Origin of the sequence: Streptomyces sp. NPDC002088, assembly GCF_040296605.1 — a bacterium.
GTDB lineage: Bacteria > Actinomycetota > Actinomycetes > Streptomycetales > Streptomycetaceae > Streptomyces.
Window position 1 is genome coordinate 25,926 of sequence record NZ_JBEOXO010000006.1, and the last position, 14,831, is coordinate 40,756.

The window sequence follows — 14,831 nt, forward strand, 5'->3', positions numbered from 1 at the left end:
GCCGACCCTAGCGGAGGTACTCATTCCGGGTCGGCACGGGTCACCTGACGTAAACGTTTGCGCAAGCGTTTACGTCAGGCGCCGGATGAGATACGTTCCCGGCCGGAGGGCCCGCTGCGGCCCACCGAACGGCCCAGGGTGGACGGCCAGAGGTAGCGGGCTCGGGTGGACGGCCGGGACAGAAGGCCAGGGCAGAAGGCTCAGGTGGACGGCCGGGGTAGAAGGCCCAGGAGGGGGACGCGATGCCGACCATGGCTGACGTCGCACGATCCGCCGGTGTGTCCGTCGCGACCGTCTCGCACGTCCTGAACGACACCCGCCCGGTGCTGCCCCACACCCGCCGGGCCGTCCTGGACGCCATGGACGAACTCGGCTACACGCCCAACACCCTCGCCCGCTCCCTGGTGACCTCCCGCACCCGGTCCATCGGGCTCGCGGTGTCGGCGATCAGCAACCCGTACTTCACCGAGATCCTCCAGGGTGTCGAGGCCGGCGCCCTGGAGCATGGCTACAGCCTGCTCATCGCCGACCCGCACGACGATCCCGAACACGAGCGCAAGGTCGTCCAGCTCCTGCACGAGCGGCGCGTAGACGGCATGATCGTCGCACCGTCCGCGGAACCCGGTGAGCTCGTCACCTACCTCGCGCGTCACCACGTACCGACCGTCTTCCTCGACCGGGTGATCGGCGTCCCCGCGGACGGTGCCCCGCGCTTCGACCAGGTCTGCGCGGAGAACGCCGAACCGGTGACCCGGCTGGTCACCCATCTCGCGGGCCTCGGCCACCGACGGATCGCCCTGGTCGCGGGCGTGCCGGGGCTCAGCACCACCAGCGAACGGATCGCCGGCTACCGCCACGGCCTCGCCACCGCCGGGCTTCCCCACGACGAACGGCTCGTCGCGCACGGCGACTCCGCGACCGAGGCCGCCGAGCGGGCCACCGCAACCCTGCTCTCCCTCGCCGCGCCGCCCACCGCCCTCGTCACCGCCAACAACGCGATGACCATCGGGGCGCTGCGCGCACTGCGCGAGCGCGGTCTGTCCGTACCCGAAGACATCGCGCTGTGCTGCTTCGACGACTTCGCCTGGGCGGACCTGTTCTCGCCCCAGCTCACCGCGATCGCCCAGCCCAGCAGAGAGATCGGCGCCGAGGCGGTACGCGTGCTCCTGGAACGCCTCGCCGCGCCGGACCGCCCCGCCCGGACCGTCCGGCTGCCCTGCACCTTCGTCCACCGCACCTCGTGCGGCTGCGCCGAGCAGCCGGAGCAGCCCGAGAAAGGAACCGACCCGTGATCGTCGTCGCCGGTGAGGCACTGATCGACCTGGTACCGCAGGGCCCCGGCGCCCTGGCGAACCTGAAGCCGACGCTGGGCGGCGGCCCCTACAACACCGCCGTGGCCCTGGGCCGCCTCGGCTCCCGCACGGCCTTCTGTTCCCGCACCTCCTACGACGCCTTCGGTGAGGCCCTGCTCGACGGGCTGCGCGAGGCGGGCGTGGACGTATCGGCCGTGCAGCGCGGCACGGAGCCGACCACTCTGGCCGCCGCCACGATCGCCGCGAGCGGCTCGGCCGCCTACTCCTTCTACGTCGAAGGCACCGCCGACCGACTGTTCACCGTTCCGAACCGGCTGCCCGACGGGGCCCGCGCGGTGTCCTTCGGGACCTGCTCGCTGGTCCTGGAACCGGGTGCGAGCGCCTACGAGGAGCTGATGCGCGCCTCGGCCGCGCAGGGTCTGTTCACCGCGCTCGACCCGAACATCCGGCCGGGGCTGATTCCGGACGCGGACGCCTACCGGGCCCGCTTCAAGAGCTGGCTGCCGTCGGTCTCACTCCTCAAGCTCTCCGAAGAAGACGCCCGTTGGCTGGGCGGCACCCCACGCGAATGGCTTGCGGCCGGGCCGTCGGCCGTCGTGATCACGCTGGGCGGCGACGGACTCACCGTCTTCACCCGGGCCGGCGGGGTGCACTCCGTGCCGGGCGAGAAGGTCGACGTCGTCGACACCATCGGTGCCGGAGACACAGTGAACGCGGCCCTGCTGCATGGCCTGTCCACCCAGGACGCGCTCTCCTCGGAGGCGCTCGCGGCCATGGGCGCCGACAGCTGGACCCGGCTGCTGAGGTTCGCGGCCCGCGCGGCCGCGATCACCTGCTCCCGCGCGGGTGCGGAACCACCGTATGCCTCTGAACTGGGCGAGATGTAGGGGCGTCGAGCGGACCACAAGGCCAGGACGGCTGACTGTGCAACGGACGGCGCCCCGCGGGGAGTTCCCGCGGGGCGCCGCATTTTGTCCGTGTTTCCTCGGCCTTTTGTGGCCGCCCAGGCCGCATGGCCCGACCGGCTCAGGCCTTGCGGGCCCGTGCCGTCGTCTTCGCCGGTGTGGCCTTCTTCGTGGCGCCGGCCGCCTTCTTCGTCGCCGTGTTGTTGGCTGCCGTAACCGTCTTGGCCGTGGCCGTCTTCTTCGCGGTCGACTTGGCCGCGACCGTCTTCCTGGCCGCCGTCCGGCGCGAGGCCTGCGCCGGAATGGCGTCACTGATCCGGTCAGCGGAGAGGATGTCGCGCAGGAACTTGCCGGTGTGGCTGGTCGCAACCCCGGCGACCTGCTCGGGCGTGCCTTCGGCGATGATGAGGCCGCCGCCGGCGCCGCCCTCGGGCCCCATGTCGACGACCCAGTCCGCGGTCTTGATCACGTCGAGGTTGTGCTCGATGACGATGACCGTGTTGCCCTTGTCGACCAGGCCGGACAGGACCGTCAGCAGCTTGCTGATGTCCTCGAAGTGCAGACCGGTGGTCGGCTCGTCCAGGACGTACACCGTGCGCCCGGTGGAGCGGCGCTGGAGTTCGCTGGCCAGCTTCACACGCTGCGCCTCGCCGCCGGACAGGGTGGTGGCGGACTGGCCGAGCCGGACGTAGCCGAGACCGACGTCGTTCAGCGTCCTGAGGTGGCGGGCGATCGACGGGACGGCCTCGAAGAAGTCCATCGCCTCCTCGATCGGCATGTTCAGCACGTCGGCGATGGACTTGCCCTTGTAGTGGACCTCCAGGGTCTCCCGGTTGTACCGGGCGCCGTGGCAGACCTCGCACGGGACGTACACGTCCGGGAGGAAGTTCATCTCGATCTTGATCGTGCCGTCGCCGGCACAGTTCTCGCAGCGGCCGCCCTTGACGTTGAAGGAGAAGCGGCCGGGCAGGTAGCCGCGGACCTTCGCCTCGGTCGTCTCCGCGAACAGCTTGCGGACGTGGTCGAAGACACCGGTGTACGTCGCCGGGTTCGACCGCGGGGTGCGGCCGATGGGCGACTGGTCGACGTGCACGACCTTGTCGACGAGGTCGTCGCCGTCCACGCGCGTGTGCCGCCCGGGCACACTCCTCGCGCCGTTCAGCTCGCGGGCCAGGTGCGTGTAGAGGATGTCGTTGACCAGAGTCGACTTGCCGGAGCCGGACACGCCGGTGACCGCGGTGAACACGCCCAGCGGGAAGGACACGTCGATGTCCTGGAGGTTGTTCTCACGGGCGCCGTGCACCGTGAGCTGCCGGGACGGGTCGAGCGGGCGCCGGATGTCCGGGATCGGGATGGCCTTCTTGCCGGACAGGTACTGCCCGGTCTGCGACTCGGCGTTGGCGAGCAGCCCCTCCAGGGAGCCGCTGTGCACGACCTTGCCGCCGTGCTCGCCCGCGCCGGGGCCGATGTCGACGACCCAGTCGGCGACCTTGATCGTGTCCTCGTCGTGCTCGACGACGATGAGCGTGTTACCCATGTCGCGCAGCCGGACCAGGGTCTCGATCAGCCGGTGGTTGTCGCGCTGGTGCAGGCCGATGGACGGCTCGTCGAGAACGTAGAGGACGCCGACGAGTCCGGAGCCGATCTGGGTGGCCAGGCGGATGCGCTGGGCCTCGCCGCCCGAGAGCGTGCCGGCCGCGCGGTTCAGCGAGAGGTAGTCCAGGCCGACGTCGACCAGGAACTTGAGCCGCTCGTTGACCTCCTTCAGCACGCGCTCGGCGATCTTCTTGTCGCGGGCGTTCAGCTTCAGCTCGCCCAGGAAGTCCGCGCAGTCGCTGATGGACATCGCGGAGACCTCGGCGATCGACTTCTCCATGATCGTGACCGCGAGGACGATCGGCTTCAGTCGGGTGCCCTCACAGGTGGGGCAGGGCACCTCGCGCATGTAGCCCTCGAAGCGCTCGCGGCTGGCGTCGCTCTCGGCCTCACTGTGCCGGCGCTTGACGAAGGGGACTGCGCCCTCGAAGGGGGTCGTGTACACGCGCTCGCGCCCGTACCGGTTGCGGTAGCGGACCTCGATCTGCGTCTTGTGGCCGTAGAGCAGGGCCTTCTTGGCGCGCTGCGGCAGACCCGCGAAGGGGATGTCCGTCCGGAAGCCGAGCGCGTCCGCCAGGGCGCCGATCAGCCGGCCGAAGTAGTCCTTGGTGTGCCCGTGCGACCAGGGGTGGATGGCGCCTTCGTCGAGAGACTTGTCCTCGTCCGGGACGATCAGCTCGGGGTCGACTTCCATGCGCGTGCCGATGCCGGTGCACTCGGGGCAGGCGCCGAAGGGTGAGTTGAACGAGAAGGAGCGGGGCTCCAGCTCCTCGAAGGACAGGTCGTCGTACGCGCAGTACAGGTGCTCCGAGTACATACGCTCGCGCTCGGGGTCGTCCTCGGGGAGGTCGACGAAGTCGAGCACGACCATGCCGCCGGACAGGCCGAGGGCGGTCTCCACCGAGTCGGTGAGGCGGCGCTTGGCGGACTCCTTCACCGTGAGGCGGTCGATGACCACCTCGATGGTGTGCTTCTCCTGCTTCTTCAGCGTGGGTGGGCTGGAGAGCTGGATCGTCTCGCCGTCCACGCGCGCGCGGCTGTAACCCTTGGTCTGAAGATCGGCGAACAGATCGACGAACTCGCCCTTGCGCTCGCGCACCAGCGGCGACAGCACCTGGAAGCGGCTCCCCTCCGGCAGCTCCAGGACCTTGTCGACGATGGCCTGCGGCGACTGGCGTGAGATCGGCCGGCCGCACTCCGGGCAGTGCGGCTTGCCGATGCGCGCGAAGAGCAGGCGGAGGTAGTCGTAGACCTCGGTGATCGTGCCGACCGTCGAGCGCGGGTTGCGCGAGGTCGACTTCTGATCGATGGAGACCGCCGGGGAGAGACCCTCGATGAAGTCGACGTCCGGCTTGTCCATCTGGCCGAGGAACTGCCGAGCGTACGAGGAGAGCGACTCCACGTAACGGCGCTGCCCCTCGGCGAAGATCGTGTCGAAGGCCAGCGAGGACTTGCCCGACCCCGACAGGCCCGTGAAGACGATGAGCGAGTCTCGTGGGAGGTCGAGCGAGACATTCTTGAGGTTGTGCTCGCGCGCGCCACGGACGATGAGACGGTCGGCCACGCCGGTCCGCACCTTTCTTGAGAGAAGTGACAGGGGCGGGCCCCTGTGCTTTCTCAGACTAGGGGGAGCCACTGACAACGCCGGTCGGATTCCCAGGTCGCATAACAATCCCCGACCATCCAGCATGCCCGACGCCGCACTCGACCATATAGCACGTGCATTCGATTTACGGTCCTGTCCCGCCTTCTTCACCCGAAGGAGTGGCGGGGCTAGGGTCGGCCCCATGATTGATCACGCACGTGACCTGGCCTCTGTACGTGACGCGACCGACCAGCTGCTCAACGCAGCCGCCGAACTGAACAACGCATCCGTGGCCGAGCCGTCACGCCTGCCCGGCTGGAGCCGCGGCCACGTCCTCGCCCATCTCGCCCGGAACGCGGACGCACTCGTGGACGTCCTCGAGGGGCGCCCCATGTACGCCTCCGCCGACGCCCGGGACGCCGACATCGAGCGGGACGCGCCCCGCCCCCTCGACGTCCAGCTCGCCGACCTGCGCGACAGCGCGGCCCGCTTCCAGGAGGCGGGTGCCGCGCCGGCGGACTGGTCGCGCACGGTGGAGCTGCGCAACGGGGTCACCGACGCCGCGGCCCGGGTGCCGTTCCGGCGATGGGTCGAGGTCGAGCTGCACCACGTGGACCTCGGGATCGGATACGAGCTGGAGGATCTGCCGGCGGAGTTCACGGAGCGGGAGATCGACTTCCTGGTCGCGCGGTTCACCGGGCACCCCGACGTGCCGTCCACCCGGATCACCGACGGCACACGCGCGTGGAGCACGGGCAGGGACGCGGCCGAGCCCGAGGCCACCGTCACGGGGTCGCGGGCCGACCTGCTCGGCTGGCTCGCGGGGCGGCGCGACGGCTCCGGGCTGACGGTGGCGGGAGGCACACTGCCGACGCTCCCTCCGTTGTAGGACGCGAGCGATCCCTGAACCGGTCCCGGCTATAGGCTGACCGCCATGACGTACAGCGGACAAGTGACGGTCGGCGGCCCGGCGGACGTGCACGAGCTCAAGGACCTGATGATCACCAAGATCGCGGTCGGCCCGATGGACAACAACGCCTATCTGCTGCGCTGCCGGGCCACCGACGAACAGTTGCTGATCGACGCGGCCAACGACGCGGACACGCTGCTCGGCATGATCGGCGACGACGGCATCGCGTCCGTCGTCACCACCCACCAGCACGGCGACCACTGGCAGGCGCTCGCCGCGGTCGTCGCGGGCACCGGCGCCCGTACCTACGCCGGCCGGGACGACGCCGAAGGCATCCCCGTGCCGACCGACGTCCTGGTCGACGACGGCGACACCATCCGGGTGGGGCGCGTGGAGCTCACCGCGCGCCATCTGGTCGGGCACACGCCGGGTTCGATCGCCCTCGTCTACGACGACCCGCACGGGCACCCGCACGTGTTCACGGGGGACTGTCTCTTCCCGGGCGGCGTGGGCAACACCTTCAAAAACCCGAAGGCGTTCGCCAGCCTGATCCACGATGTCGAGACGAAGATCTTCGACGCCCTCCCGGACGAGACCTGGGTCTACCCGGGACACGGCAACGACACCACGCTGGGCGCGGAGCGCCCGCATCTGCCGGAGTGGCACGCGCGGGGATGGTGAAGCGTCCTGCATACGGAGCCTCCGTATGCAGGGTGGTGAACCCTCGACGCAGGGGTGGTGAACCCACGGCACACGGGGGCGCAGGCTGCTGAACGCGCGCCCCGTGTGCCGGTGCTGCTGGGCGGTACAGCGTTCACTCTGACGTACTCGGCGTACGTCGCCGAGGTGTTCCGCGCCGGCATCGAGTCCGTTCACCCCTCGCAGCGCGCCGCGGCCCGCTCCCTCGGCCTGACCAACCGGCAGGCGCTGCGCTACGTGGTACTGCCCCAGGCGGTACGCCGCCAGGTGCCGCCGCTGCTGAACGACCTGGTGTCGCTCCAGAAGGACACCGGGCTCGTGTCGATCGGCGGCGCGATCGACGCCGTACGGGGCGGACATCATCGTGGGCCGCAGCGTCGCAGATGAGCTTAGGTTTTCCGGGGTGGGGCTGGGTTTTCGGCCCGGCTCCGGTCCTGGAAAAGAGATCTCAGCTGCCCGGATGGCCGTCCCGCCCGTGTGACGGGGGTGGCGTGGGTGTGCAGGTGGAAGCCTGCGCCGAGTCTGGCCCCATACGGCTGGTGCCGGGTGGGGGTGCTCATCGTGTGCGGTGCCTGCCGCCGTCCGCGCCACTGGGGGTGACGCCTGGGTGGCTGGGGCTGCCGCCCCGCCGGACGCTTTCCACCCGAACCCGCAACAGTGGTACGTGCTGCGGGACTTCCGGGTGGGGCGGGGACCCTGCGTCGCTGCCTGGGCACAGGGCGGTTTCTCGTCGGCCCCGCCTTCGTCCGATCGCCCACCGCGCGAGGCTGCGGCAGACCGGACGAAGGGATGGTGCCGGGGTGGGGGGTGTGCCGGACCGACTGGTCCAGCTCCTGGACCGTGCGGCGGATCACGTACGTGCCGCTGCCCCGGTCCAGGACAGTTGTGTGCTGGTGGGTCAGCCCGCGGGCGCCGATGCGCTGCCAGGCGGCCACGTCGCGATCCGCGCTGTACCCGCACGCCGTGTTGGGGCACGTGGCCCATTGCCAGCCGGGCTTGGGGTTGTCGGGGGCGGCGTGGTGGCGGAAGGTGCTCAGGCAGCGGGGGCAGTATTTCGAGGTGCCCCGGGCCGGGACGATGACCACCGCGATCCCGTAGGCAGCCGCCTGGTGGCGGGTATGGGCCACGATCTGCCCGCGGACCGAGGAGGACAGGCGGGTGTTGAGGGTACGGCCCTTGCCGCGCGCCTCCATGTCCCGCAGATCCTCCAGGTAGATCACCATGGCGTTCGCGGCGCGGGCGGTCTCGACCATGAAGCGGGCAGCGGCCTTGGCCAGCTGCTCGTTCAGTTTCGTCCGCCGCCTGCTGACCGCCGCATGCTCGGCCTCAAGGACCGCCAGCTTCACCGCGGTGAGCGGCTCGGGCCGCTGCCCGGCCATGGCCCGCCCGTCGACGAGGGACCGCAGGTGGGCGGCCTTGGTCCACAGGCGCTCGCCGAGGATACGCAGCCGGTCGGCCTTGGCCAGGATCCCGTCCGGGCGGAGGAACACCGGCCGCCCGTCGGTGGCCACGGTGGGCTGGGTGCCGCCGGTCAGGGTCAGGGCACCGCCAGTGAGCAGGGTATTGAGCCCGTAGTCGAAGGCCACCGCACGTACGTGCCCGTCGCGACGGGCCTTGGGGGCGGCGGTGGTGAACGCGACGTCCAGGCGCAGCCGCCCGTCGCGCAGCCGCAGCGTGGGCGCGTGCAGGGCGGCGGTGTGCGGGACGGTCGGCGGGAGCCGGAAGCGGATCACGGTCGGATGCCAGTCCGCGCGGGTGCGCGGATCGGGGCGCACCGGGAGCCGTACGGTCAGCACGCCGTAGTGGGCGGGGTCGTCCTCGCAGCGCCTCAGGGTGCACAGTTGCTTGTCAGCGGCGGCCAGCACCACCTGCCGCCCACCGCCCGGCGCCGCCTCCAGCGCACACACATCCACCGGCAGACGGCCGCCCTGCGCCGCCTGGAAAGCGGCAACCTGCCGGGTCCGGGCGCGCAGCACGGAGGCTGCCACCGCCTGCCCGTCCGGACACGCCGCCCGCAACGCCGCCCACTCGGTCTCGGTGCGCCGCATGGGATCGGCATCCGGACCGACAGGCCAGGTGGCCAGGACCGCGTCGGTGATCTCACTGCGCCACCAGGCCGACCGCAGCGCCCGCCCGGCCTGCTCCTCAGCCACCCGCCGCACCCGGTCGGGCACATACAGCCCCTCCGGCACGCTCGCGCCCCAGCCCAGCGCGCGCAGGGCCATCCACGCGTTCGACGGCAGCCGGGCACCGGAGAAGTCCGTCCCGGAGGCGAGCTGTGCGAGGTCGGGCCGGTTCCAGTGCGCCGAGGTCACCTCGGTGCACAGCGCCTCGACCAGGGACGTCAGCCAGCCCACCCGCCCCGCCAGCACCTGCGCGCCCAACACCTCGCCGGTCACCGAGTCCAGGCCCCTGAACGCGGACGCGGAGGCACACGCGACCCGCTCCGTCTCCCCCTCACCCAGCTGGATCTTCCGCCGCACCGTCCACCCCCCGCCCTGTTGCGACCTGTTGTCCGATCATCGGACTCACATACACAACGCACCCCACCCGCAAAGGTCACGCAGCAATCGAAAACAGCCCGAGCAGACCGCAAGGATCACAGCAACACCCAGGCAAACCAGGCAAACCGATCCACTGTTGGCAACCCTCAACTACACGCCCTACATCGTCGCGGGCCTGGTCTTCGTGGCACTGACCATCCCGATGACCCGCTTCACGGACTGGGTGACGGCCAGGATGGACCGTCAGCGGGCCCCGGGAGGATCCATATGAGCGACGCTCCGGTGCTGCGGATGGAGTCCGTCCGCAAGACCTTCGGCGGATCCGTCGTCCTGCGGGACGTCGACCGGGAGGTCGCCCCCGCACACGGTGACCCGCCCTGATCGGCGCCTCCGGCTCCGGCAAGTCCACGCTCCTGCGGTGCGCCAACCTCCTGGAGGACATCGACGACGGCGCGATCTGGCTGGACGGCGAGGAGACCGATACGCGCGCGGATCAGGACGCGGTACGCCGCCGTACGGCGTCGTATTCCAGGCGTACAACCTGTTTCCGCACATGACGGTCCTGGAGAACATCACACTCGCCCCGCGCCGGGTGCACGGCGTGTCCCGCGCGGAGGCCGAGGAGCGGGCCAGGGAGCTGCTGGAGCGGCTCGGGCTCGCCGCCAAGGCACGGCGGATCGTGGAGGCGGGCCGCCTGTAGCTCCGCAGGGCTACGCGTCGGCCTGTGCCGCACCGGCCAGCGCGGCGACCCGCTCCACTCCGAACACGTATCCCTGCACCCCGCACCCCGCGATGACGCCGTCGGCGCGCAGCGAGACGTACGAGTGGTGCCGGAACGACTCGCGCTTGTGGATGTTGGAGATGTGGACCTCCAACACCGGCATGCCGTCACAGGTGTTGAGCGCGTCCAGGATCGCGACGGACGTGTGCGAGTAGGCGGCCGGATTGATCACGATCCCACAGTGGTTCAGCCGTGCCTCGTGGATCCAGTCGACCAGCTCGCCCTCATGGTTGGACTGGCGGAAGTCCACCGTGCCGCCGTGCGCGGCCGCCGCCTTGACGCACAGGGCCTCGATGTCGGCGAGTGTGTCGGAGCCGTAGATCTCCGGCTGGCGCTGCCCCAAAAGGTTCAGGTTGGGGCCGTTGAGGATCATGATCGGGGCGTTGGCCAGGGTGCGGGGCACGGTTCCTCCGGTCCGTTCGAGCTGCGCGTTCGTGAGGGGCGGTCCGTCCGTCGGGGAACGCCGCTCGGACCCGGTCTATCACGGTGCCGCCGGACCACGATCACGCCCCCGCGCGCCCCCGTAACCAGCTGTCACCGTGGGTAGTTGACGCGACATGCACGATGTACGCACCGTAAGGGCACCCGGCATGCTGCGGCTCGCGACCGCCTCGCTCGCCGGGACAGCCATCGAGTTCTACGACTTCTTCGTCTACGGGACCGCCGCGGCGCTGGTCCTGGGGCCCCTGTTCTTCCCCACTTTTTCGCCGCTGGCCGGGACGCTGGCCGCCTTCGGCACGTTCGGCGTGGGCTTCGTGGCGCGGCCGCTGGGATCCGTGCTGTTCGGGCACGTCGGGGACCGGCACGGACGGCGGCCGGTGCTCGTCGCGTCGCTGTTGCTGACAGGCGCCTCGACGGTAGCGGTCGGCTGCTTGCCGACGTACGACACGATCGGCGTTGCCGCCCCCGTGCTGCTCCTCGTCCTGCGGTTCGTGCAGGGGCTGGGGCTCGGCGGGGAGTGGGGCGGGGCCGTGCTGCTGACCGCGGAACACGCGCCGGTGGAACGGCGCGGGCTGTGGTCGAGCTTCCCGCAGGTCGGGCCCGCAGTGGGCTTCGTACTGGCCAACGGCGTGATGCTGGTCCTGTCGGCGACGCTCTCCGACGCGCAGTTCACCCAGTGGGGGTGGCGGGTGCCGTTCTGGGCGGCCGGGGTGCTGGCCGTGGCGGGGCTGTGGCTGCGCTCGTCGCTCACCGAGAGTCCCCGTTTCCTCGAAATCGACGACCACGCGCGCGTGCCGCTCGCCGAGGTCGCGCGCGACCACTGGCGGCTGGTGCTGCTCACGGCAGGTGCGCTCGCGGCCGGGTACGCCATCTTCTACGCCGTGACGACTTGGTCCCTCGCCTATGCGACGGAACGGCTCGGCGTGAACCGCACGGTCATGCTCGCGTGCATCATGGCCGCGGTGGTGGTGAAGGGCGCGCTGACGCCGCTGGTGGCGGTGTTGGGCGACCGCTTCGGGCGGCGGCCGCTGTGCCTGGCCGGGTGCGCGGGCTCCGCCCTGTGGATGTTCCCGATGGTCGCGCTCCTGGCCACCGGTGAGCCGCTGCTGATGTTCCTCGGCTCCCTGGGCGCGCTGATCACTTTCGTCACGATGTTCGCCGTCATCGCTGCCTATCTTCCGGAACTGTACGAGCCGCGGGTGCGGTGCACCGGCGCCGCGGTCGGCTACAACCTCGGCGGCGTCGTCGGGGGCGCGCTCACGCCGATCGTGGCGACGGCGCTCGCCGAGCACGGCGGGCGGGTCCCGTGGAGCGTCGGCGCCTATCTGACGGGAATCGCCCTGCTCAGCCTCGGCTGCTTCGCGCTGCTGCCGGAGACCCGGCCGGTGCGGGTGCCGACGGCGAAACCCGTCATGGATTGATCGTCGGCTCCGGCCCGCGGCAGAACCCGTGATGGCCGGTCGTCGGCACCGGACACACGGCAGAACCCGTGATGGACCGATCGTCGGCACCGGACACACGGCAGAACCCGTGATGCGTGATCGCTGGTCTTAAGGACGCGCGGGGAGCCGGTTATGGATTGATCGCCAGCTCCAGGTAAGCAGCGAAGACCACCAGATGGACGCCGCCCTGGAGCGGCGTGGCCCGGCCGGGCACCACGGTCAGCGAACTCACCACTACGGTCAGCAAGAGCAGCACCATGTGGGTCGAGCCGAGGCCGAGGACGAGCGGGCCGGAGAGCCAGATGGACGCCAGGGCGACCGCGGGGATGGTCAGGCCGATGCTGGCCATCGCGGAGCCGAGCGCGAGGTTGAGGCTGGTCTGCACCCGATCGCGGCGGGCGGACCGCAGCGCGGCGATGGTCTCGGGGAGCAGCACCAGCAGCGCGATGATCACACCGACGACAGCATGGTGCAGCCCGGCGGCTTCCACGCCCGACTCGATCGTCGGTGACACGGCCTTGGCGAGGCCCACCACTCCGATCAGGGCGAGGCCCAGCAGCCCCAGGCTGATCCGGGCGGTGTGGCGGGACGGCGCCTCGGCGTGGTCGTCGTCGCTGATCACCCCACCCTGCCGGGTGATCGGCAGGAAGTAGTCGCGGTGCCGCACGGTCTGGGTCGCCACGAACAGGCCGTACAGAATCAGGGACGACAGCGCGGCGAAGGTGAGCTGCACGCCCGAGAACTCGGGGCCCGGCTTGCTCGTGGTGAACGTGGGCAGCACCAGGCTGAGCGTGGCCAGGGTCGCGACGGTCGCGAGGGCGGCACCGGTGCCCTCGGGGTTGAAGATCGCCGTGCCGTGGCGCAGCGAGGCGACGAGAAGGCACAGGCCGACGATGCCGTTGCAGGTGATCATCACGGCGGCGAAGACCGTGTCCCTGGCCAGGGTCGAGCTCTTGTCCCCGCCGTCCACCATGAGGGTGACGATCAGGGCGACCTCGATGATCGTGACGGCGACGGCGAGCACCAGGGAACCGAAGGGTTCACCCACCCGGTGGGCGACCACCTCGGCGTGGTGCACGGCGGCCAGCACGGCCCCGGCCAGGACCACCGTCACCAGCGCGACCACCACGACCGGCAGGTCGCGCCCCCAGGTGAGGATGAGCAGAACGACCGCGACCACCGGCACGAGAGACGTCCACTGCGTGGTGAGCGACCTGCGCGGAGCGATCATGGCGCGATCGTCGCAGAGACGGTCGGACTTCGCATTCCGCGACTTCTGGACCACGATCGCTTGCCCGCGCCCGCAACTCGTCGATGCCTGCCCACGCCCGCATCTCGCTGGTGCCCTCGGTCGCCCGGGAGCGGGTGCCGGCAATTCGCCGCGCACCCGCTCCCATGGTGGTTGTGCCTACGCACACGTGGTCAGACGTCGATGCTGTCCTTCGGAGCGCCTTCGCTGCCGGCCTGCGTCGTCTCGGCCGCCGTCTGCTTACGGGACGCCCGCAGACTGGTGATCGTGGTGACGATCAGGACGGTGCAGATCACGCCTAGCGAGACCGGGATGCTGATCTCCGGGACGTGGACCCCGGACTCGTGCAGCGCGTGCAGCACCAGCTTCACACCGATGAAGCCCAGGATGATCGACAGGCCGTAGGAGAGGTGGACCAGCTTCCTCAGCAGGCCGCCGATGAGGAAGTACAGCTGCCTGAGGCCCATGAGCGCGAACGCGTTGGCCGTGAAGACGATGTACGGATCCTGGGTCAGGCCGAAGATCGCGGGGATGGAGTCGAGCGCGAACAGCACGTCCGTCGTACCGATCGCGAGCATCACGACCAGCATCGGCGTCATGACCCGCTTGCCGTTCTGCTGGATCCACAGCTTGGTGCCGTGATAGCGGTCGGCCACACCGAAGCGCCGCTCGGCGGCCTTGAGCAGCTTGTTCTCCTCGAACTCCTCGTCGTCCTTGTCGGCCCGGGCCTCCTGGATCAGCTTCCAGGCGGTCCAGATGAGGAAGGCACCGAAGAGATAGAAGACCCACGCGAAGCTGGCGAGGATCGCGGCGCCCGCGGCGATGAAGACGGCCCGCAGGACCAGGGCTATGAGCACGCCGACGAGGAGCACCCGCTGCTGGTACTTCGTCGGCACCGCGAACTTCGCCATGATCAGGACGAAGACGAAGAGGTTGTCGACGCTCAACGACTTCTCGGTGATGAAGCCCGCGAAGAACTCGCCGGCGGGTTGACCGCCGCCGAAGAGGAGCAGGCCGAGGCCGAAGAGCCCGGCCAGAGAAATCCAGACGATCGTCCAGATGCCCGCTTCCTTGATGGACACGTCGTGCGGCTTGCGGCCGATGAAGAAGTCGACCGCGATCAGGGCGGCAAGGCCCGCGATGGTCAGGACCCACAGGGTCAGGGAAACATCCACTGCGCCTCCGGCAGTACGTAACGGCAAGTAGTCAGCGTCGTCGCGCTGCCGGAGGTCTCTTCCACCCCGGACTGCGGCGCTCATGACGCCTCCGCAGCCGCACGGGCCGACGCCCCGGGATCTGGCCTGATCCGTATTGACGGGTACGCCGCAGCAGATAGGGAGTACTCCCCTCCGTACGGAAGACAGTACCGCAATCACCAAAGAAAGGTAAAGTGATTGGCAAAAGAA

10 protein-coding genes and 3 pseudogenes are annotated in these 14,831 nt (G+C 70.1%); 8 read left to right on the forward strand and 5 right to left on the reverse strand.

Features of this window, described 5'->3' with window-relative positions; genetic code table 11:
- The first annotated feature begins 242 nt into the window (after positions 1–242).
- Positions 243–1,292, forward strand: a complete 1,050-nt coding sequence (locus ABT114_RS14475; RefSeq protein WP_351142265.1) for a LacI family DNA-binding transcriptional regulator — start codon at positions 243–245, stop codon at positions 1,290–1,292.
- Positions 1,289–2,200, forward strand: a complete 912-nt coding sequence (locus tag ABT114_RS14480; RefSeq protein WP_351142267.1) for a carbohydrate kinase family protein — start codon at positions 1,289–1,291, stop codon at positions 2,198–2,200. Before ABT114_RS14475 ends, ABT114_RS14480 begins: the two co-directional genes overlap by 4 nt.
- A 139-nt stretch (positions 2,201–2,339) precedes the next feature.
- Here the strand turns inward: ABT114_RS14480 and uvrA are convergent, their stop codons facing one another.
- Positions 2,340–5,378 carry an excinuclease ABC subunit UvrA gene (gene uvrA / locus ABT114_RS14485; RefSeq protein WP_351142269.1) on the reverse strand — a complete coding sequence of 1,013 codons (3,039 nt, stop codon included), beginning with the start codon at positions 5,376–5,378 and terminating at the stop codon, positions 2,340–2,342.
- Positions 5,379–5,601: 223 nt separating this feature from the next.
- Here uvrA and ABT114_RS14490 point away from each other — a divergent pair, with 223 nt between their 5' ends.
- The 3 genes and pseudogenes from ABT114_RS14490 to ABT114_RS14500 form a co-directional block, all read left to right on the forward strand.
- Positions 5,602–6,288, forward strand: a complete 687-nt coding sequence (locus tag ABT114_RS14490) for a maleylpyruvate isomerase family mycothiol-dependent enzyme (RefSeq protein WP_351142271.1) — start codon at positions 5,602–5,604, stop codon at positions 6,286–6,288.
- Positions 6,289–6,333: 45 nt separating this feature from the next.
- Positions 6,334–6,990 carry an MBL fold metallo-hydrolase gene (locus ABT114_RS14495; RefSeq protein ID WP_351142273.1) on the forward strand — a complete coding sequence of 219 codons (657 nt, stop codon included), beginning with the start codon at positions 6,334–6,336 and terminating at the stop codon, positions 6,988–6,990.
- A gap of 108 nt (positions 6,991–7,098) precedes the next feature.
- Positions 7,099–7,387 (forward strand): annotated as a pseudogene (locus tag ABT114_RS14500) (ABC transporter permease subunit); the annotation flags it as partial.
- 10 nt (positions 7,388–7,397) lie between these two features.
- On the opposite strand, the gene ABT114_RS14505 reads toward ABT114_RS14500, so the two are convergent.
- Positions 7,398–9,491, reverse strand: coding sequence for a zinc ribbon domain-containing protein (locus ABT114_RS14505; RefSeq protein ID WP_351142275.1), 2,094 nt, complete (start codon positions 9,489–9,491; stop codon positions 7,398–7,400).
- Between the two features lie 163 nt (positions 9,492–9,654).
- On the opposite strand from ABT114_RS14505, the pseudogene ABT114_RS14510 reads away from it, so the two are divergent.
- Positions 9,655–9,783 (forward strand): annotated as a pseudogene (locus ABT114_RS14510) (amino acid ABC transporter permease); the annotation flags it as partial.
- A pseudogene (locus ABT114_RS14515) lies at positions 9,780–10,182 on the forward strand (ATP-binding cassette domain-containing protein); the annotation flags it as partial. The pseudogenes ABT114_RS14510 and ABT114_RS14515, both read left to right, overlap by 4 nt.
- Positions 10,183–10,222: 40 nt before the next feature.
- Here ABT114_RS14515 and aroQ read toward each other — a convergent pair.
- Positions 10,223–10,696: a type II 3-dehydroquinate dehydratase gene (gene aroQ, locus ABT114_RS14520; protein WP_351142277.1), complete on the reverse strand. Its 474-nt coding sequence runs from the start codon at positions 10,694–10,696 to the stop codon at positions 10,223–10,225.
- Between the two features lie 154 nt (positions 10,697–10,850).
- Here aroQ and ABT114_RS14525 point away from each other — a divergent pair, with 154 nt between their 5' ends.
- Positions 10,851–12,155, forward strand: coding sequence for an MFS transporter (locus ABT114_RS14525; RefSeq protein ID WP_351142279.1), 1,305 nt, complete (start codon positions 10,851–10,853; stop codon positions 12,153–12,155).
- A gap of 151 nt (positions 12,156–12,306) precedes the next feature.
- Here ABT114_RS14525 and ABT114_RS14530 read toward each other — a convergent pair whose 3' ends face one another.
- A complete protein-coding gene (locus ABT114_RS14530; RefSeq protein WP_351142281.1) occupies positions 12,307–13,407 on the reverse strand; it encodes a calcium:cation antiporter in 1,101 nt (366 codons plus the stop codon).
- A gap of 191 nt (positions 13,408–13,598) precedes the next feature.
- Positions 13,599–14,600 carry a TerC family protein gene (locus ABT114_RS14535; protein ID WP_351142283.1) on the reverse strand — a complete coding sequence of 334 codons (1,002 nt, stop codon included), beginning with the start codon at positions 14,598–14,600 and terminating at the stop codon, positions 13,599–13,601.
- Positions 14,601–14,831: the final 231 nt, after the last annotated feature.

Coding starts and splice junctions, on each gene's coding strand:
- ABT114_RS14530 (WP_351142281.1), bottom strand. CDS start 13,407: ATGATCGCTCCGCGCAGGTCGCTCACCACGCAGTGGACGTCTCTCGTG.
- ABT114_RS14525 (WP_351142279.1), top strand. CDS start 10,851: ATGCACGATGTACGCACCGTAAGGGCACCCGGCATGCTGCGGCTCGCG.
- ABT114_RS14475 (WP_351142265.1), top strand. CDS start 243: ATGCCGACCATGGCTGACGTCGCACGATCCGCCGGTGTGTCCGTCGCG.
- ABT114_RS14490 (WP_351142271.1), top strand. CDS start 5,602: ATGATTGATCACGCACGTGACCTGGCCTCTGTACGTGACGCGACCGAC.
- ABT114_RS14495 (WP_351142273.1), top strand. CDS start 6,334: ATGACGTACAGCGGACAAGTGACGGTCGGCGGCCCGGCGGACGTGCAC.